13 protein-coding genes and 5 pseudogenes are annotated in these 17,784 nt (G+C 62.6%); 8 read left to right on the top strand and 10 right to left on the bottom strand.

Annotated features, from left to right (window positions below; genetic code table 11):
• Nucleotides 1-101 precede the first annotated feature (101 nt).
• The gene (locus N7E02_RS17555; RefSeq protein WP_286583588.1) at nt 102-1,046 is read left to right on the top strand and encodes a threonine/serine dehydratase; all 945 of its coding nucleotides are present in this window, start codon (nt 102-104) and stop codon (nt 1,044-1,046) included.
• Between the two features lie 40 nt (nt 1,047-1,086).
• On the top strand, nt 1,087-1,671 hold the full coding sequence (locus tag N7E02_RS17550; RefSeq protein WP_286583586.1) for an IMPACT family protein: 585 nt from the start codon (nt 1,087-1,089) through the stop codon (nt 1,669-1,671).
• A gap of 6 nt (nt 1,672-1,677) precedes the next feature.
• Here the strand turns inward: N7E02_RS17550 and N7E02_RS17545 are convergent.
• Nucleotides 1,678-3,218 (bottom strand): annotated as a pseudogene (locus N7E02_RS17545) (peptide chain release factor 3).
• A 99-nt stretch (nt 3,219-3,317) separates the two neighbouring features.
• Here N7E02_RS17545 and dut point away from each other — a divergent pair.
• Both dut and cysK read left to right on the top strand, forming a co-directional pair.
• Nucleotides 3,318-3,788: a dUTP diphosphatase gene (gene dut / locus N7E02_RS17540; RefSeq protein WP_286583585.1), complete on the top strand. Its 471-nt coding sequence runs from the start codon at nt 3,318-3,320 to the stop codon at nt 3,786-3,788.
• A 194-nt stretch (nt 3,789-3,982) separates the two neighbouring features.
• A pseudogene (gene cysK / locus N7E02_RS17535) lies at nt 3,983-4,950 on the top strand (cysteine synthase A).
• 166 nt (nt 4,951-5,116) lie between these two features.
• Here cysK and N7E02_RS17530 read toward each other — a convergent pair.
• From N7E02_RS17530 to rsmI, 9 genes and pseudogenes are all read right to left on the bottom strand, one after another.
• The gene (locus tag N7E02_RS17530; protein WP_286583584.1) at nt 5,117-6,652 is read right to left on the bottom strand and encodes a YifB family Mg chelatase-like AAA ATPase; all 1,536 of its coding nucleotides are present in this window, start codon (nt 6,650-6,652) and stop codon (nt 5,117-5,119) included.
• 179 nt (nt 6,653-6,831) lie between these two features.
• Nucleotides 6,832-7,779, bottom strand: a complete 948-nt coding sequence (gene gshB, locus N7E02_RS17525) for a glutathione synthase (RefSeq protein WP_286583583.1) — start codon at nt 7,777-7,779, stop codon at nt 6,832-6,834.
• Nucleotides 7,780-7,882: 103 nt separating this feature from the next.
• Complete coding sequence (locus N7E02_RS17520; RefSeq protein WP_374730710.1) at nt 7,883-8,395, bottom strand: cupin domain-containing protein; 513 nt, start codon at nt 8,393-8,395, stop codon at nt 7,883-7,885.
• Nucleotides 8,396-8,502: 107 nt separating this feature from the next.
• The gene (locus N7E02_RS17515; protein ID WP_286583582.1) at nt 8,503-9,609 is read right to left on the bottom strand and encodes a sn-glycerol-3-phosphate import ATP-binding protein UgpC; all 1,107 of its coding nucleotides are present in this window, start codon (nt 9,607-9,609) and stop codon (nt 8,503-8,505) included.
• A gap of 11 nt (nt 9,610-9,620) precedes the next feature.
• Entirely contained in the window at nt 9,621-10,463 is an 843-nt protein-coding gene (ugpE, locus tag N7E02_RS17510) for a sn-glycerol-3-phosphate ABC transporter permease UgpE (RefSeq protein WP_286583581.1), read from the bottom strand.
• A 12-nt stretch (nt 10,464-10,475) separates the two neighbouring features.
• Nucleotides 10,476-11,453, bottom strand: a complete 978-nt coding sequence (locus N7E02_RS17505) for an ABC transporter permease subunit (RefSeq protein WP_286583579.1) — start codon at nt 11,451-11,453, stop codon at nt 10,476-10,478.
• Between the two features lie 76 nt (nt 11,454-11,529).
• Complete coding sequence (locus tag N7E02_RS17500) at nt 11,530-12,828, bottom strand: extracellular solute-binding protein (protein WP_092996345.1); 1,299 nt, start codon at nt 12,826-12,828, stop codon at nt 11,530-11,532.
• 124 nt (nt 12,829-12,952) lie between these two features.
• A pseudogene (locus tag N7E02_RS17495) lies at nt 12,953-13,318 on the bottom strand (YraN family protein).
• A gap of 7 nt (nt 13,319-13,325) precedes the next feature.
• Nucleotides 13,326-14,236 (bottom strand): annotated as a pseudogene (rsmI, locus tag N7E02_RS17490) (16S rRNA (cytidine(1402)-2'-O)-methyltransferase).
• Nucleotides 14,237-14,486: 250 nt separating this feature from the next.
• Between rsmI and dnaN the strand changes: the two are divergent.
• The 4 genes and pseudogenes from dnaN (at nt 14,487) to pyrF (ending at nt 17,761) form a co-directional block, all read left to right on the top strand.
• A pseudogene (dnaN, locus tag N7E02_RS17485) lies at nt 14,487-15,604 on the top strand (DNA polymerase III subunit beta).
• Between the two features lie 145 nt (nt 15,605-15,749).
• Nucleotides 15,750-16,343 (top strand): phospholipid N-methyltransferase PmtA, encoded by a 594-nt coding sequence (gene pmtA, locus N7E02_RS17480; RefSeq protein WP_286583574.1) that lies wholly within the window; start codon nt 15,750-15,752, stop codon nt 16,341-16,343.
• 132 nt (nt 16,344-16,475) lie between these two features.
• Nucleotides 16,476-17,063, top strand: a complete 588-nt coding sequence (locus tag N7E02_RS17475; protein ID WP_286583572.1) for a histidine phosphatase family protein — start codon at nt 16,476-16,478, stop codon at nt 17,061-17,063.
• Nucleotides 17,064-17,068: 5 nt separating this feature from the next.
• Nucleotides 17,069-17,761, top strand: a complete 693-nt coding sequence (pyrF, locus tag N7E02_RS17470) for an orotidine-5'-phosphate decarboxylase (protein ID WP_286583570.1) — start codon at nt 17,069-17,071, stop codon at nt 17,759-17,761.
• Nucleotides 17,762-17,784: the final 23 nt, after the last annotated feature.

Genomic DNA, 17,784 nt, shown 5'->3' with positions numbered 1-17,784 from the left:
GCCGTTTCTCGTGATCGCCGCATGGAAGGTTCTTCCCTCCATGATCTTCCCATGACGACGATCAGCCGGTACCCATTGGGAACATGATTTGAGGAGCCGCCATGCTGATCACCGCCCCCGTCACTGCAGAGCACATTGCCCATGCGGAGGCGGTCATCCGACCGCATATACGCCACACGCCGGTGATGCGGGTCGACATGCAGGCCTTCGGCGGCCAGCCGATGCCGGTCGACCTGAAGCTCGAACTGCTGCAGCATTCCGGTTCGTTCAAGGCGCGCGGCGCCTTCACCAACCTTCTGACACGCGACGTACCGGAAACCGGCGTGGTCGCGGCCTCCGGCGGCAATCATGGCGCAGCCGTCGCCTATGCCGCCCATAAGCTGGGCGTGCCGGCGCATATTTTCGTGCCCAGCGTTTCGTCCAAGGCGAAGATCGACCTGATCCGCTCCTACGGGGCAGAACTCGTCGTCGGAGGTGACCGCTACGCGGACGCGCTGGCCGCCAGCGAGGCCTATGTCGAAAAGACCGGAGCGCTCGCTATCCACGCCTTCGACCAGCCCGAGACGCTGGCCGGTCAGGGCACGCTCGGCAAGGAGATCGAGGAAGACCTGCCGCATATGACCACGCTTCTCGTGGCCGTCGGCGGCGGCGGCCTGATCGGCGGCATTGCATCCTGGCTGCGCGGACGGGTGAAGATCGTCGCGGTGGAATCCGACGGCGCCCCGACGCTTTATGAAGCGTTCAAGGCAGGCCACCCGGTGGATGCGCCTGCGGGCGGTATCGCGGCGGATTCTCTTGCGCCGAAAAAGGTGGGCCGGCTGATGTTTCCGGTGGCGCAGGAATTCGTCGAGCCGCCGGTTCTCGTAACCGACGCCGACATCCTGAACGCCCAGAAGGCATTGTGGTCCGGCGCGCGGCTGGTGGCCGAGCCGGGCGGAGCCGCCGCCTTCGCCGCGCTGCTTTCCGGCAAATATGTTCCGAAGCCCGGCGAGCGGGTCTGCGTGCTGGTCTGTGGATCGAACACGACCGCCGTCAACTTCGGCTGAGACCGCTTCCTCGTCGCTTTTCGGGCGGTAAGGCTCCACCATGTTCCAGCTCACGCAAGCCGCCACATTCGAGCAGATCGTCAAGAAGAGCCGCTTTTTGGCGATCGCGCTTCCCGTCGCAACCGAAGAGGAGGCGAAGGCGGCACTGGCGGCGCATGGCGATGCCGGCGCCAACCACAATTGCTGGGCATGGCGGATCGGCGCGGCCTATCGCTTTTCCGATGACGGAGAGCCGAGCGGCACGGCGGGCAAGCCAATCCTCGCCGCGATCGACGGCCAGTCGCTCGACCATGTCGTCGTCATCGTCACCCGCTGGTTCGGCGGCATATTGCTGGGCAGCGGCGGGCTGGTGCGCGCCTATGGCGGCACGGCGGCCGCCTGTCTCAAGGTCGCACCGATGGTGGAACTGAAGCCGACCATCGAGGGCATGGTAAGCTTGGAGTTTTCCGACCTTGCGCGGATGAAGGCCAGGCTTCTGTCCGTCCCCGATCTGACGATTGCCGAAGAAGCGTTTACCGCGACCGGCGCCGACCTGATGCTCCACATACCGGAGGCGGAAGTCGGTACGGTGTCGCAACTGGTGACCGATCTTACGAGCGGTCGAGCCGAATTGGTTATCGACTGAGGTCAATCACGCCGCCTTGGCGACGTGATATTCCTTGATTGCGGCCATCTTGATCGACGGGTAGCGTTCCGCCTCGTAACGCAGCGAAAACGCATCCTGCGCCAGGAAGACCGGATCGCCGTCGAGATCCCGGGCGATATCGCCGCGCTTGACGGTGACGAACTTTTCCAGATCCGCCTTGTTGTCCGACGAGACCCAGCGGCAGACCGAGAAGCGCGACATTTCGAAGGTGACCGGCAGCGAGTATTCCGCTGACAGACGCTCCTTCAACACGTCGAGCTGCAGCGCGCCGACGACGCCGACGATGGCGGGCGAACCGTCTTCCGGCTGGAAGAGCTGTACGACGCCTTCTTCCGCCATACCGAGGCGCACGCGGCGCAGGATTTCCGGCGAGAAGTTCGGGACCCCTGGAAGACCAGCGCCTCGCCTTCGGTCAGCGTATCGCCGATCCGGAGCGTGCCGTGGTTCGGAATGCCGACGACATCGCCGGCAAAGGCGGTATCGGCCAGCTGGCGCTGCGAGGCAAAGAAGAATTGCGGCGCGGTGAGGCCGAGCTGCTTGCCGGTACGCGCCAGCCGCGCCTTCATGCCGCGCTCCAGCTTGCCGGAGCAGATGCGGGCAAAGGCGATGCGGTCGCGATGGTTGGGGTCCATGTTCGCCTGGATCTTGAAGACGAAGGCCGTCATCTTGTCTTCGGCGGCATGAACCGTGCGGATATCGGCAACCTGGTCGCGCGGCGGCGGGGCGAAATCGCCGAGCGCGTTGATGAGATCGCGGACGCCGAAATTCCTCAAGGCCGAGCCGAAGAAGACCGGCGTCATATGACCTTCGAGGAAGGCCTGACGATCGAATGGGCGGCAGGCCTCGATGGCGAGCTCCACTTCGTCGACAAAAGCGCTGCGCTCGTTTTCCGGCAGTCGGTCGGCGACGGCCTGCGGCCCGTTGACCTTGGTCGGCACCACTTCCGTATCCGACCCTCGCACGGTGTTGTCGGCCAGATTGTAGGAACCGCAGAAGCTCTTGGAGCGACCGATCGGCCAGGTGATCGGAGCGGTGTCGAGCGCCAGCTTCTCCTCGACCTCGTCGAGGATCTCGAAGATGTCGCGGCTTTCGCGGTCCATCTTGTTGACGAAGGTGATGATCGGGATGTCGCGCATGCGGCAGACTTCGAACAGCTTCAGCGTCCGCGGCTCGATACCCTTGGCAGCATCGATGACCATGACGGCCGCATCCACCGCCGTCAGCGTGCGATAGGTATCGTCGGCGAAGTCTTCGTGACCGGGCGTATCCAAGATGTTGAAGACATTGCCTTCATATTCGAAGGTCATGACCGAGGTGACGACGGAGATGCCGCGCTCACGCTCGATCTTCATCCAGTCCGACCGGGTCTGGATGCGATCCTTCTTGGCCTTGACCTCACCGGCGAGCTGAATGGCACCGCCGAACAGCAGCAGTTTTTCGGTGAGTGTGGTCTTACCTGCATCGGGGTGGGCAATGATCGCAAATGTGCGGCGGCGGGAAACCGCCTCTGCCAGTGTTTCGGCCATGGGAGCAACAATCCTTCGAGTTGCCGCGTATCTAACGACTTAGTGGATAACTTTCAATTCGTGTTTGACCCCCAAGGCACAGGACGGGCTAATGCGCCCATGAACGTTCACTCCGCCTCCGCTCCCCTGCTCAACCTCATCCGCCTTGCCAATGGCGACGGCCTCGACCTTCCCGCTTACGAGACTTCCGGCGCTGCGGGCATGGATATGCGCGCCGCCGTGGCCGAGGGCGAGCCCCTGACGATCGCGCCAGGCAAGCGGGCGCTGGTGCCGACCGGCTTCATCTTCGAGATCCCCGCCGGTTTCGAGGCGCAGATCCGTCCGCGCTCCGGCCTTGCCTTCAAGAACGGCATTACCTGCCTCAACACGCCCGGCACGATCGACAGCGATTACCGCGGCGAAGTGAAGGTGCTGCTGGTCAATCTGGGTGATGAGGATTTCGTCATCACGCGCGGCATGCGGATCGCCCAGATGGTGGTGGCGCCCGTGACCCAGGTGCAGGTGGCGGAGATCAGCGAGACGACCGAAACAACCCGCGGTGCCGGCGGCTTCGGCTCAACCGGCGTCTGACGCCGTCCTCCATCCTGCTTTCCCGCTGCCGAAAACGGCTTGAGCCAGCTGAACCGCCGCGACCAGGCCGGGCAGTTTCCTTGCAACTGTTTTCGCCAAATCCCGGGTGCCCGCGCAATGATGACGCTCTGGTCATAGAGTGATCGCAGCCCTATTCTCCCGACAAGAACGAAGGCATTCTAAGGGAGACGGTCATGACGGACACGAAGAAACCCGGACGCGGCAAGGTCTATGCGTCGATCACGGAGACGATCGGCGATACGCCGATCGTGCGGCTCGACAAGCTGGCGAAGGAAAAGGGTGTGAAGGCCAATCTTCTGGCCAAGCTCGAATTCTTCAATCCGATCGCTTCGGTGAAGGACCGCATCGGCGTCGCCATGATCGAAAGCCTGGAAGCACAGGGCAAGATCACGCCCGGCAAGTCGACGCTGGTCGAGCCGACATCCGGCAATACCGGGATCGCGCTTGCCTTTGCCGCCGCCGCCAAGGGCTACAAGCTGATCTTGACCATGCCGGAGACGATGTCTGTCGAGCGCCGCAAGATGCTGGCCCTGCTCGGCGCGGAACTGGTGCTTACCGAAGGCCCGAAGGGGATGAAGGGTGCGATCGCCAAGGCCGAGGAACTTGCCGCCTCGCTGCCCGACGCCATCATTCCGCAGCAGTTCGAAAACCCGGCCAATCCAGAAATCCACCGCAAGACGACGGCGGAGGAGATCTGGAACGATACGGACGGCGCGATCGACATTCTCGTTGCCGGGATCGGCACGGGCGGTACGATTACCGGCGCCGGACAGGTGCTCAAGGCCCGCAAGCCCGGCCTCAAGGTGATCGCCGTCGAGCCGGAAGAATCGCCCGTTCTTTCCGGTGGCGAACCCGGCCCGCACAAGATCCAGGGCATCGGTGCGGGCTTTGCGCCAAAATTCTCGACACGCATGTCTATGACGAGGTCGTCACCGTCAGCGCGCCTGAGTCCATGGATATGGCACGGCTCGTCGCCCGGCTCGAAGGCGTGCCGGTGGGCATCTCTTCCGGCGCCGCACTCACCGCCGCGATCGAAGTGGGCAGCCGCCCGGAAAACGCCGGCAAGACCATCGTCGTCATCATCCCCTCGTTCGCCGAGCGCTATCTTTCGACTGCGCTGTTCGACGGCCTGGGCGAGTAGCCCCCGGATACGCCGCAGCAGCGGCTTGTGATCCCCAAGCGCGCCCTTCATCCAAAAGCGGCGCGCTTCCTCCATGCGACATCCGCCTTTCCAGCAGCCAGCATTGCCGCTCAGTTGGAATGCCTCACCAACTGGAACCCACCACGCCGACCGGACCCCACTCCCCTTACGCTGCGGCAATCGCAAGCCGTTCGCTCGCCATGCGATAGGAGATCGCCTCGGCCAGATGCAGGCGCCCGACTGTCGGCTTGCCGTCGAGATCCGCGAGCGTCCGCGCGACTTTCAGGACGCGATGATAGCCGCGGGCGGAAAATTTCAGCTTTTCCGCCGCATCCCGCAGCAATTGCAGGCCGGATGGATCGGGCTCGGCAAAGCGCTCGATCATCGCCGTCGAACACCGCGCATTGGTGAGTGGGCCACGCGCTTCTGCCGTCTCATAGCGATCCCGCTGCAACTCTCGCGCCGCAAAGACCCGGCGGGCGACGTCGGCACTGCTTTCGGCCGGAGCCGGGCGAATGAGGTCGCTCGCCGATACCGCCGGCACGTCGATGCGGATATCGATACGGTCCATCAGCGGCGCAGAGATGCGGCCCTGATAGTCGGCGGCGCAGCGCGGGCCGCGGGCACAGGCGTGGCCCGGCTCGCCTGCCATGCCGCAGCGGCAGGGGTTCATGGCCGCGACGAGCTGAATATTGGCCGGATAGGAAACACGATGGTTGGCGCGGGCGATGACGCATTCGCCGGTTTCCAGCGGCTGGCGCAATGCATCCAGCACCTGCGGCGAAAATTCGGGAAACTCGTCGAGAAACAGCACGCCGTGATGCGAGAGCGAGGCTTCGCCCGGCCGCGCGCGCAGGCCACCGCCGACAAGGGCCGCCATGGTGGCTGAATGGTGCGGCGCGCGATAGGGCCGACGATCCGAGAGCTTGCCGCCCGACAATTGTCCGGCGATCGAATGGATCATCGAGACTTCCAGCAACTCGGCAGCCGAGAGCGGCGGGAGGATGGACGGCAGCCGCGCCGCCAGCATTGATTTTCCGGAGCCCGGCGGGCCGACCATCAGGAGGTTATGACCGCCGGCGGCCGCCACTTCCAGCGCCCGCTTCGCGCTTTCCTGGCCCTTTATCTCGGCGAGATCCGGCAGATTGGCGGGCAGAGCGCGGATCGCCGGCTGCGGCCGGGACATGACCTGCGTGCCGCGAAAATGATTGGCAAGACCGATCAGGCTGCGGGGTGCCAGAAGATCGATATCCGGCCCGGCCCAGGCCGCTTCCGGACCGCTGTCGGCCGGGCAGATCAGTCCCTTGCCGAGCGCATTGGCGCTGATCGCCGCCGGAAGCGCGCCGGCCACGGCCGCCAGCGTGCCGTCGAGGTTCAGTTCGCCGATCACCACATAGTCTGCGATCGCATCCGCCGGGATGGCGCCGAGGGCTGCCATGAGGCCGAGCGCAATCGCAAGATCGAAATGCGAGCCCTCCTTGGGGAGGTCAGCGGGGGCCAGATTGACCGTCACCTTCTTCGGCGGCATGGCGAGACCCGAGGCATGGAGGGCCGCCTGCACCCGCTCGCGGCTCTCGGCCACCGCCTTGTCCGGCAGGCCGACGATATGCATGCCCATCTTGCCCGGCCCGACCATGACCTGGACGTCGACGGAGACACCTTCTATCCCCTGGAATGCAACGGTACTGACGCGTGAAACCATGCGAACCGCTCCCAAACATCATGTCCGGAACGCAGCCTTGCCCCCTTGGCCTGCCTTCGCGCCAGCACAACCATAAGCTGACATAGTGCCATATTTTTAACAAGAACAAAAATCGAACATACGGAATAAAAAAATGGGCGCCCGGAGCGCCCACTGTCTATTCCTTGATACGCGAAACCTTAGTTCCTGGCCTCGATCGCATCCCACATAAGGCTTGCGACATCGGCGCCGCCGAATTTCTGCACCTCGCGGATGCCGGTCGGCGAGGTGACGTTGATCTCCGTCATATAGTCGCCGATGACGTCGATGCCGACGAAAATGAAGCCGCGCTCGCGCAGCGCAGGTCCGATGCGGGCGCAGATTTCCTTTTCGCGTGTCGTCAGTTCGGTCGGCTCGGCGCGACCGCCTACATGCATGTTGGAGCGGCTGTCGGTTTCAGCCGGCACGCGGTTGATTGCGCCGACCGGCTCGCCGTTGACCAGCAGGATGCGCTTGTCGCCCTTGCGCACCGCCGGCAGATAGGCCTGCGCGATGAAGGGCTCGCCGCGATACATCTGGCTGAACATCTCGATCAGCGAGGTGAAGTTGCGGTCGTCGCGAGTGGAGTGGAAAACGCCGGCGCCGCCATTGCCGTAAAGCGGCTTCAGGATGATGTCACCCATTTCCTGGCGGAAGGCGGCGATCTCGGTGACGTCACGGGAGATCAGCGTGGCCGGCATCAGGTCGGCGAATTCGGTGACGAAGATCTTTTCCGGCGAATTGCGCACCCAGGCCGGATCATTGACGACCAGCGTCTTCGGATGGATGCGCTCGAGAAGATGGGTCGAGGTGATGTAGCCCATGTCGAATGGCGGATCCTGGCGGAGCAGCACGACATCCATCTGCGAGAGATCGACACGCTGCTTTTCCCCGAGCGTGTAATGGTCGCCCTTGATGTCGCGGACCTGCAGCGGCTCGACCGCCGCGAAGATCTTGCCGTCGCGCATGGTCAGGCGATCGGGCGTATAGTGGAAGAGCTCGTAGCCGCGGGACTGCGCCTCCAAGGTCATTGCGAAGGTGGAATCGCCGGCAATGTTGATGCCGGAAATATGGTCCATCTGAATTGCGACCTTGCGAACATGCGCCATGTTTTATGCCCCCGGGGAAAAATGCCCGCCTGATGTAGGATAGGGGCCGGCCGAAAGCAATGCGGGCGGCGCAATCAGAGCCGCAATCGAGGCCGCTGCCGGATCAGGCGGCGAGGCCGAGTGCGGGCTTCGGTCGAAGCGCCTTCTTGAAGCGGAACATGGCGACAATCGGCGACGGGAAAGGCTTGCGCAGGAAGGCGATCTTGCGCACATAGGTTTCGACATGCCAGGTGGCCCAGGTGCCGCCTTTGAAATAGCCGATGTCACCCTTGCGCAATACGCGCTCGGTGCCGTCCTCGGCGGTCACATGGACCTCGCCTTCCAGGATGACGACCGTCTCGTCCCAGCCAAAATACCAGCGAAAGCTGCCGGCGGTGCAGTCCCATACGCCGGTCACAGCACATCCATCCTCCGCCTTGGAATGGGCGCCGGAGCGTGCCTGGGGATCACCGGACAGGATCCAGCTCGGTTCGATGGGAAGTGGCTCCATCACGATACTGTCCGGACAGGCGCCGACGAATACCGGCGCAGGCTGAGGCGCAGGCATGACGTGCTGTGCACGCGCGCGATATCCCACTGCCATGGCTGCCGCCGCGACGATCATGTGCCAGCTCATACTATCCTCAAGAGAAACAAGTCCAGTTTCGCCGGGATGTAGCAGAAAGAAATCACCAGTGCATTCAAGCGATCGTTAAAATATTAGCGATCGGCCAATGACGGCAATCAAGCCACCGGCTGTATCTTTCCAGCCACAGGAGCTGCCGCTGTCGAGGCGCGGCCTTCCAGCCGCTTGCCGGTCTCGGCGTTAAAGAAATGCAGGCGCGAGGCATCGATCGACAGATGCAGTTCCGGGCCAAGTTCGGCCTCGGAAGAAACCGCCACCGTGACGGGCTGATCCCCGATCAGACCATGGACGAGCCGCTGGGAGCCGAGTTCCTCGGCATATTCCACCTTGAACGGCAGGCTGTTCTCGCCGGCCGGTGCGAGACGGATGTCTTCGGCACGCAGGCCGACCGTGACGGCGCCGGAGGCCGGAGCAAAGCCGTTGAGGCCGAGCAGGCCGGGGCCGATTGCCAGGCGATCGCCGTGGACCTCGCCCTTGACGAGGTTCATGGCCGGCGAGCCGATGAAGCTTGCGACGAAGGTGGAGGCCGGGGTGTGATAGACGTCGAGCGGCGCGCCGACCTGCTCGATCTTCCCGCCGTTCAAAACGACGAGACGATCGGCGAGCGTCATCGCCTCCAGCTGGTCGTGGGTGACGTAGATTGAGGTTGTGCCGAGGCGGCGCTGCAGGCGCTTGATCTCGCCGCGCATGGAAACACGCAGCTTGGCATCGAGGTTGGACAGAGGCTCGTCGAACAGGAAGACGGCCGGCTTGCGGACGATGGCGCGGCCCATGGCGACACGCTGGCGCTGACCGCCGGAAAGCGCGCGCGGCTTGCGATCGAGATACTGGGCGATCTCCAGCATGCGAGCGGCTTCCGCCACGCGCTCGTCGATCTCGGCCTTCGGCGTCTTGCGGTTCTTCAGGCCATATTCCAGGTTCTGCCGCACCGACATATGCGGATAGAGCGCGTAGTTCTGGAAGACCATGGCGATATCGCGATCGGCCGGCTCCACCTCGTTGACCACGCGGTCGCCGATCTTCACCTTGCCTTCGGAAATCGCCTCGAGGCCGGCCACCATGCGCAGAAGCGTGGACTTGCCGCAGCCGGAGGGGCCGACGAGGACGATGAACTCGCCATCCCGAATATCGAGATTGATGTCGGATACGGCACGGACGCCGCCATTATAGATCTTGCCAACGCTGCTGATGTCGATCGCGGCCATTGTCTTGTTCCTTACTTGTCGCTTTCGGTCAGGCCCTTGATGAACCAGCTCTGGAAGAGCACCACGATAGCCACGGGCGGAAGCATGGCGAGAACCGCCAGCGCGAAAGCCTCGTTGTAATCGGGGATCTGCGAGCCGACCCAGACCTGCAGGATGGATTTGATGCCGCGCATCAGGGTGAAGAAGCGCTCATCGGTCGTCATCAGCATCGGCCAGAGATACTGGTTCCAGCCGTAGACGAACATGATGATGAAGATCGCCGCGATCATGGTGCGGGAGATCGGGATCAGGATGTCGATGAAGAACTTGAACGGGCCGGCGCCATCGATGCGCGCGGCCTCCAGCAGCTCTTCCGGTACCGACTTGAAGAACTGGCGGAAATAGAAGGTGCCAGTCGCCGAGGCGAGAAGCGGCACGATGAGGCCCGTATAGCTGTTCAGGAGGCCGAGATCCGACATGACCTGGTAGGAGGGCATGATGCGCACTTCGAGCGGCAGGAGCAGCGTGGTGAAGATCACCCAGAAGGAAAGCGTCGCCATCGGGAAGCGGAAATAGACGATGGCATAGGCGGCCATCATCGACAGCACGATCTTGCCGAGCGCGAAGCCGACGCCGAGGATCAGCGAATTCATCACCATGCGGGCGCCGGTGATCTCACCGGTAAAGCCGCCGCGCTGGGTCAGCACCTTCTCATAGGTTTCGACGAAATGGCCACCCCAGGAGAGCGACAGGCCGTTACTGTGAATGTCGGCCGCCGTATGGGTGGAGGTCATGAAGGCCACCACGACCGGCGTGCAGAGAAACAGTGCGCCGAGGATGAGGACGAGGTGATCGGAAAACCGGGTGCGATACATGGCCATCCCCTCTCAATTGTAATGGACGCGCTTCTCGATGAAGCGGAACTGGAAGATGGTGAGAACGAAGACGACGATCATCAGGATGACGGACTGGGCCGAGGAGCCGCCGAGATCGTTGCCGCGGAAACCGTCATTGTAGACCTTGTAGACCAGCGTGATCGGGTTGTTGGCCGGCTTGTCCTTCACCATCACGTCGATCAGGCCGAACGTATCGAACAGCGCATAGGTGACGTTGATGATCAGGAGGAAGAAGGCGGTCGGGGCGAGCAGCGGCAGAGTGACGGTCCAGAAACGACGCAAGCCGGAACTGCAGTCGATCGTTGCCGCCTCGCGCACCGAGACCGGCACATTCTGCAGGCCCGACAGCAGAAAGATGAAGTTGTAGGGGATCTGTTTCCAGACCGCAACGACGACCATGGCGAAGGCCGTGTCGTAGTAGTTCAGGCCCACCTGCATGTTCCAGCCGACATAGGACATCATCTTGACGAAGGTGCCGATATGCTGGTCGAAGAACATCATGCCGATCAGGCCCGCGACAGGTGCGGCGATAGCATAGACGGCAATCAGCAGCGTCTTGTAGGTCGAGCTGCCCTTGATGATCCGGTCGGCCTTGACCGCAAGCAGCATGCCGATCGCCAGCGAGAAGAACGTGACGAGCAGGGTGAATACTGCCGTGAACAGCGCGATCGACTGGTATTCGGAGCTGAACAGCGCGTCGGTATAGTTGCTCATGCCGACAAAGGTCGAGCCGAAGCCGAACGGGTCCTCGATATAGAAGGACGAGCTCAAGGCCTGGACCGAGGGCCAGTAGAAGAAGACGAAAATCACCGCGAGCTGCGGAAACAGGAAGACATAAGGGAGGATCGGCGACGTGAACTGCACGCGCTTCATCTCTTCTGCCTGGGCGGCAGGCTTGCGCGCCTTGGCGCCGAACCCGAGACGGGACAGGAAGCCGCCGGTCTGCGGCTGCGACGTCGTATAGGCCACGACACTCCCCTTTTCTTATTTGTGCAAAAGGCCCGCCCGCCTTCGAAAGGCGGACGGACCGTTACAGGAGGCGTTATCAGCCGGCGGTCTTGGCGAAACGGGCGAGGAGGTCGTTGCCTTCCTTCTCGATGGTTTCGAATGCCTTCTGGACCGTGGTCTCACCCGCGAAGATCTTGTTGTATTCGCGTTCCATGATGGAGCGGATCTGCGGGTAGAAGCCGAGGCGGTAGCCCTTGGACCATTCGCCCGACGGCAGCATCAGCTGCTTGATGCCGACTTCGGCAACCGGCTGCTTCTCGTAGTAGCCTTCCTTCTTGGCCAGCTCGTAGGCGGCCTCGGTGATGGCGACGTAGCCGGTGGCCTGGTGGTAGAACTTCTGGATTTCCGGCGAGGTCAGGAACTGGAAGAAGTCGGCGACGCACTTGTTTTCGGCTTCCGGCTTGCCGGCCATGGCGAAGAGAGCTGCACCACCGATGAAAGTGTTGGTGCCGGCGCCCTTGATGCCCGACCAGTAAGGCAGGAAGTCAGCCGAGAAAGGCATGGTCGCGGTCTTCTGCAGGCCGCCGAACGAACCGGACGAGCCGATCCACATGGCAACCTTGCCTTCTTCGAACGGCTTCTGGTTGTCGTTCCAGCCGGCGCCGTAATATTTGAAGTAGCCGTTGTCCGACCAGGACTTCAGCTTTTCGAACATCATGACCAGGTTCTTGTCGGTCAGGTTCATCTTGGTGTCGACAACTGTGTCGTAGCCGTTGTTGTTGGTGGCGAACTGGATGTTGTGACGCGAGAAGAAGTTCTCGGTGAACTGCCAGGTCAGCTGCGAAGCGGTCATGGCGATGTAGCCGGCTTCCTTGAGCTTCGGAGCAGCAGCTTCGAATTCTTCCCAGGTCTTCGGCACGGCGACGCCAGCCTTTTCGAAGGCCTGCGTGTTGATGTAGGCGATCGGAGCCGAAGAGTTGAACGGCATGCCGATGAACTTGCCGGTCGGATCGGCGTAGAAGTAACGGACGCCTTCGATGAAGGCTTCGCGGTCGAACTTGTAACCTGCGTTGTTGATCAGATCTTCAGCGGCAACGGTCGCGCCCTTGGCGTTGATGATGGTCGCGGCGCCGGCGTCGAAGACCTGCAGGATGTTCGGCTGTTCGCCCGAACGGAAGGCGGCGATGCCGCTGGCAAGCGCTTCTTCGTAGGTGCCCTTGGAGATCGGCGTCAGGGCGCAAGCCGTCTGCGCGGCGTTGAACTTCTGCGACACTTCGTTGATGACTTCACCGTTGCGGCCGCCCATGCCGTGCCACCAGGTGATGTTGGTTGCTGCGAGCGAGGACGTTGCAGACATAGCAACTGCCATCGCGGCCATCGAAATCTTCTTGATCATGGTTTCGTCCTCTCCGCCTTGGTTGGATCGAGGATCGAAATAGGGCCTGCCCGTGACAGGCTCTTAACAGTTCTGTTTCAGATTTGTGACGCGTGCACAGCTTTGCAAAAACTTCACAAGCTCGTCAGAAAGCATCGGGAAAATGGCGCGGAAGACGGCGGGGAAGCATGGCGATGATATCATAGCGGAAAGACAGAAGATGCGCGTCGCGGCGCCTGGAAATCCAGATCTCGCTCGCTGCTCTTATGCGCCTTTGCGCATCGAAGCCGACGGCGTCGATCGCATCGCCTTCGCGAACACGCGCCTTCACTTCGACGAAGACGACCAGAGCCTTCCTGCGGGCAACGATATCCACCTCGCCGACCCGTGTACGATAGCGGATCGCGAGAATGCGATAGCCCTTCATGACCAGTTAAAGTGCCGCCCAATATTCGGAAAGATGGCCGCGACGCTCCGCGCGCCGCCGCTTCTGCTGCCTGCCTTCCGGCATGGAGCCGCTAGCCGCCATCCCTGCCCTTCATGTCGGTGAGCCGCTGGTAGAGATCCCGCTTGGCAAGGCCGGTCAGGCGGGCAGCCTCCGCCGCGGCCTTGGCCGCCGGCATGGATTCCGAAAGCTCGGCGAGAAGCGCATCCACGTCGATCGCCGTCGAGATCTCATCCGCAGCCGGCGGGCCGACAAGGAAGACGATCTCGCCTTTGACCGTGCGCTCGTCAAAGGCTGCGGCCAGTTCGCCGAGGAAGCGCGGCTGACCTCCTCGAAGGCCTTGGTGAGTTCGCGCCCGACGCAGGCCGCACGGGCCGGCCCCAGAACATCGGCAGCAGCTGAAAGTGTCGCGGCGATACGATGGGGGCTTTCAAAGAAGATCAGCGTTGCCGGGATCTTCGACAGTTCCGTCAGCCGGTCGCGGCGCGCCTTGTCCTTGACCGGCAAGAAACCGGCAAAGAGGAAGGCATCGTTCGGCAGGCCGGACGCGACGAGTGCCGCGAGCGGCGCCGAGGCGCCGGGAATGGGCACGACGCGATGGCCGGCTTCGATCGCCAGCTGGCCGAGGCGGTAACCGGGATCGGAGACGAGCGGCGTGCCGGCATCGGAGACCAGGGCCACCGACTTGCCCTCCTCCAGCGCCGCAAGCAGCCTCGGCCCCATCTCGTCGGCATTGTGCTCGTGATAGGCATAGGGCTTGTTGGCGATGCCGTAACGATCGAGCAGCACACGGGTGACGCGGGTATCCTCACAGGCGAGCACATCCGCCCCGCCGAGCGTTTCCAGCGCGCGCAAAGTGATATCGCCGAGATTGCCGATCGGCGTCGCGACCAGATAGAGCGCAGGCTCGAGCGGGCGCGATGGTACGAAAGTGTTGGCCACGCGATAGCCGCGCGGCGCCTCAGATTGTCCGGCCAAGGGCATACATGCTCAATTGAGTGATCATGCCCCTTTATGGTCAAGCCCAGCCGGGCCCGCAAGCGGCGAAAGCCCAAGTTTTCTGTGAGAAGCGCGCCGGAGAGCATTGAAATGACGCAGCCGCCTCCCGTTCGCCTCTTGCTTTCAAAGGCCGATTGCTGCCATTTTGCCCGTCCACATCATACGGCTTGCAAAAAGCCGAAGAATATCCGGCGGCCTGCCTCCCGGGACGCCAAGGTCGAAAGCGATTGAGTCCATGCGTATTACTCTTGAGCGTTCCAATCTTCTGAAATCGTTGAACCACGTCCATCGCGTGGTCGAACGCCGCAACACCATTCCGATCCTCTCCAACGTCCTGATGCGCGCCTCTGGCGCCAATGTCGAGCTGAAGGCGACCGACCTCGACCTGGAGATCACCGAGTCCGTGCCGGCCATGGTCGAGACGGCAGGTGCGACGACGGTTCCCGCGCATCTGCTCTACGAAATCGTCCGCAAGCTGCCGGACGGTTCGGAAGTGCTGCTCGCCACCAATCCGGATGGCGGCTCGATGACGGTCCAGTCCGGCCGCTCGAAATTCTCGCTGCAATGCCTGCCGGAGACGGACTTCCCGGATCTGACCGCCGGCTCGTTCAGCCACACGTTCAAGCTCAAGGCGACCGACCTCAAGATGCTGATCGATCGCACCCAGTTCGCGATCTCGACCGAGGAAACCCGCTATTACCTGAACGGTATCTTCTTCCACACGATCGAAGCCGGCGGCGACCTGAAGCTGCGCGCCGTCGCGACCGACGGCCACCGCCTCGCCCGCGCCGATGTCGAAGCCCCTCGGGCTCCGAAGGCATGCCGGGCATCATCATCCCGCGCAAGACGGTGGGCGAGCTGCAGAAGCTGGTCGATGATCCGGAAGCACAGGTCACCGTCGAGGTTTCCGACGCCAAGATCCGCCTGACGATCGCCGACATCATCATGACGTCGAAGCTGATCGACGGCACATTCCCGGACTACCAGCGCGTCATCCCGACGGGCAACGACAAGGAAATGCGCGTCGATTGCCAGACCTTCGCCAAGGCCGTCGACCGCGTCTCGACCATCTCGTCGGAGCGTGGCCGCGCGGTAAAGCTCTCGCTGACCGACGGCCAGCTGATGCTTACGGTCAACAACCCGGATTCGGGTAGTGCTACGGAAGAAGTCGCCGTCGGATACGACAACGACCCGATGGAAATCGGCTTCAACGCCAAGTACCTGCTCGACATCACCGCGCAGCTTTCCGGTGACGACGCGGTCTTCATGCTGGCCGATGCCGGCTCGCCGACGCTGGTCAGGGACATGGCCGGCGACGACGCCCTTTACGTGCTGATGCCGATGCGCGTTTAGAACAATCGAGGCGGCCGGAAGTTCCGAGCCGCCTTTTTTGTGCCACCTTCCGAATGCGACATTCTGAATTGCATTTGCGCCATCCATCTTGCCTTTGCGGGATAGAAGGCAAGATAGGCATTAAGAACTGGGAGAGGATCACTAGATGGAATTGCGCCTGAAGGAACGGCTCGGCCGTAAGTTCGACGAGGAAATCCGTTTCTTCAAAGGCTGGATCGACGGACCGAAACAGGTCGGAGCGATCATTCCCACATCCTCCGTCACCGCCAAGCGGATGGCGAGCGTCATCGACACGACGTCGGGGCTGCCGGTTCTGGAACTCGGTCCCGGCACCGGCGTGATTACCAAGGCGATTTTGACGGGCGGAACGAAGCCGCAGGATCTGGTATCGATCGAATATTCGACGGATTTCTACCAGCACCTGCTGAAGGAATTCCACGGCGTCAACTTCATCAACGGCGACGCCTTCGATCTCGACCGGACCCTCGGGGCCTTCAAGGATCGCAAATTCGACAGTGTGATCTCTGCAATCCCGATGCTGAGCTTCCCGATGGAGAAGCGTATCGAGCTTCTGGAAGACCTGCTCGACCGCATGCCTGCCGGACGGCCGGTGATGCAGATCACCTATGGCCCGGTCTCGCCGATCATCGCCAACCCGGACCGCTACAAGATCAAGCATTACGACTTCGTCGTGCGCAACATCCCGCCGGCGCAGCTCTGGACCTATACGCGGGGCTAACTTCTTGATGCCGCGCGTGTCTTTCTCCCGAGATCGCTGAGCATTTTTCGGGAGAGAGACCGTCCTTCACACCAGCGTCAATCGAGTGCCTTAGTCGGACAGGATCTGCTGCAGACGGAGACTTCTCGCGACATGACCTTCGGCCTCTACATTACCCACCCGCAAGTCCGCATCGACCCTGACGTGCCGGTGCCGCAATGGGGCCTGTCCGATCTCGGTCGGGAACGCACCGAGAGGGCTGCTGCACTGGGATGGGCGAAGCAGATCGGCCGCGTCATTTCCAGCGACGAGACCAAGGCGATCGAGACGGCCGATATCCTGGCAGAGGCGGCGGGCGTGCCGATCGAGATTATCGAGGGCATGCACGAGAACGATCGCTCCGCGACCGGCTTCCTGCCGCCGCCGGAATTCGAAGCGGCGGCTGACTGGTTCTTCGCCAACCCGAGCGAAAGCTTCAAGGGCTGGGAACGCGCCGCCGACGCGCAGGCCCGGATCGTTGCGGCGGTCGACGCCATTCTTGCCGACCACGACCCGACCGTGCCGATCGCCTTTGTCGGCCATGGCGGTGTCGGCACCCTCCTGAAATGCCACCTGCGTCAGATCCCGATCTCGCGCGCCGAAGACCAGAAGGGCGGCGGCGGAAATCTCTATCGCTTCACCCTTGCGGATCAGGCCGTCTCGTGCGACTGGACCCCTATCGAAACATGGCAGGGAGACTGAAGCACATGCAAGCGCGTGACCGACTGATCGTGGGCCTCGACATCCCAACCATTGCAGAGGCCGAAAAGATGGTCGCCAGCCTGGGCGATACCGTCTCCTTCTACAAGATCGGCTATCAGCTCGTCTTTGCCGGCGGGCTGGAATTCGCCCGTGACCTGGCAAAGGACGGTAAGCAGGTCTTTCTCGACATGAAACTGCTCGACATCGACAACACGGTGGCGAAGGGCGTCGAGAACATCGCAAAGATGGGCATGACCATGCTGACGCTGCACGCCTATCCGAAGGCGATGCGCGCCGCCGTCGAAGCTGCCAAGGGCTCCGATCTCTGCCTCCTGGGCGTCACTGTCCTCACCTCGATGGATGCTGCCGACGTGACCGAGGCCGGTTATGCGCAGACACCGGACCAGCTTGTCCGCACCCGTGCGGCCCAGGCCCGCGAAGCCGGCATGGGCGGCATCGTCTGCTCGGCGGAAGAATCGCGCGCCGTGCGCGAGATTGTCGGCTCGGGCATGGCAGTCGTCACTCCAGGCATTCGCCCGGTCGGCGCCGATGCCGGCGACCAGAAGCGCGTCGTGACGCCGGGTGACGCCCTGCGCAACGGCTCGACCCATCTCGTCGTCGGCCGCCCGATCGTCGCAGCCTCCGATCCGAAAGCATCGGCCGAGGCGATCCTGAAGGAAATGCAAGGCGCACTCTGAACAGAGCGGTGCCGGGTATCGGG

The organism is Terrirhizobium terrae, from assembly GCF_030323265.1.
In the GTDB taxonomy this organism is placed as follows: Bacteria; Pseudomonadota; Alphaproteobacteria; order Rhizobiales; family Rhizobiaceae; genus Neorhizobium.
The sequence above is the reverse complement of the archived record's forward strand: the minus strand, read 5'-3'. Positions and strand labels throughout refer to the sequence as shown.

What these genes read in the sequence shown, in the direction of transcription:
- N7E02_RS17550 (WP_286583586.1), top strand. Translation starts at nt 1,087, where the DNA reads ATGTTCCAGCTCACGCAAGCCGCCACATTCGAGCAGATCGTCAAGAAG.
- ugpE (WP_286583581.1), bottom strand. Translation starts at nt 10,463, where the DNA reads ATGTATCGCACCCGGTTTTCCGATCACCTCGTCCTCATCCTCGGCGCA.
- dut (WP_286583585.1), top strand. Translation starts at nt 3,318, where the DNA reads ATGAACGTTCACTCCGCCTCCGCTCCCCTGCTCAACCTCATCCGCCTT.
- pyrF (WP_286583570.1), top strand. Translation starts at nt 17,069, where the DNA reads ATGCAAGCGCGTGACCGACTGATCGTGGGCCTCGACATCCCAACCATT.
- pmtA (WP_286583574.1), top strand. Translation starts at nt 15,750, where the DNA reads ATGGAATTGCGCCTGAAGGAACGGCTCGGCCGTAAGTTCGACGAGGAA.
- N7E02_RS17530 (WP_286583584.1), bottom strand. Translation starts at nt 6,652, where the DNA reads ATGGTTTCACGCGTCAGTACCGTTGCATTCCAGGGGATAGAAGGTGTC.
- N7E02_RS17555 (WP_286583588.1), top strand. Translation starts at nt 102, where the DNA reads ATGCTGATCACCGCCCCCGTCACTGCAGAGCACATTGCCCATGCGGAG.
- N7E02_RS17520 (WP_374730710.1), bottom strand. Translation starts at nt 8,395, where the DNA reads ATGAGCTGGCACATGATCGTCGCGGCGGCAGCCATGGCAGTGGGATAT.
- gshB (WP_286583583.1), bottom strand. Translation starts at nt 7,779, where the DNA reads ATGGCGCATGTTCGCAAGGTCGCAATTCAGATGGACCATATTTCCGGC.
- N7E02_RS17475 (WP_286583572.1), top strand. Translation starts at nt 16,476, where the DNA reads ATGACCTTCGGCCTCTACATTACCCACCCGCAAGTCCGCATCGACCCT.
- N7E02_RS17500 (WP_092996345.1), bottom strand. Translation starts at nt 12,828, where the DNA reads ATGATCAAGAAGATTTCGATGGCCGCGATGGCAGTTGCTATGTCTGCA.
- N7E02_RS17515 (WP_286583582.1), bottom strand. Translation starts at nt 9,609, where the DNA reads ATGGCCGCGATCGACATCAGCAGCGTTGGCAAGATCTATAATGGCGGC.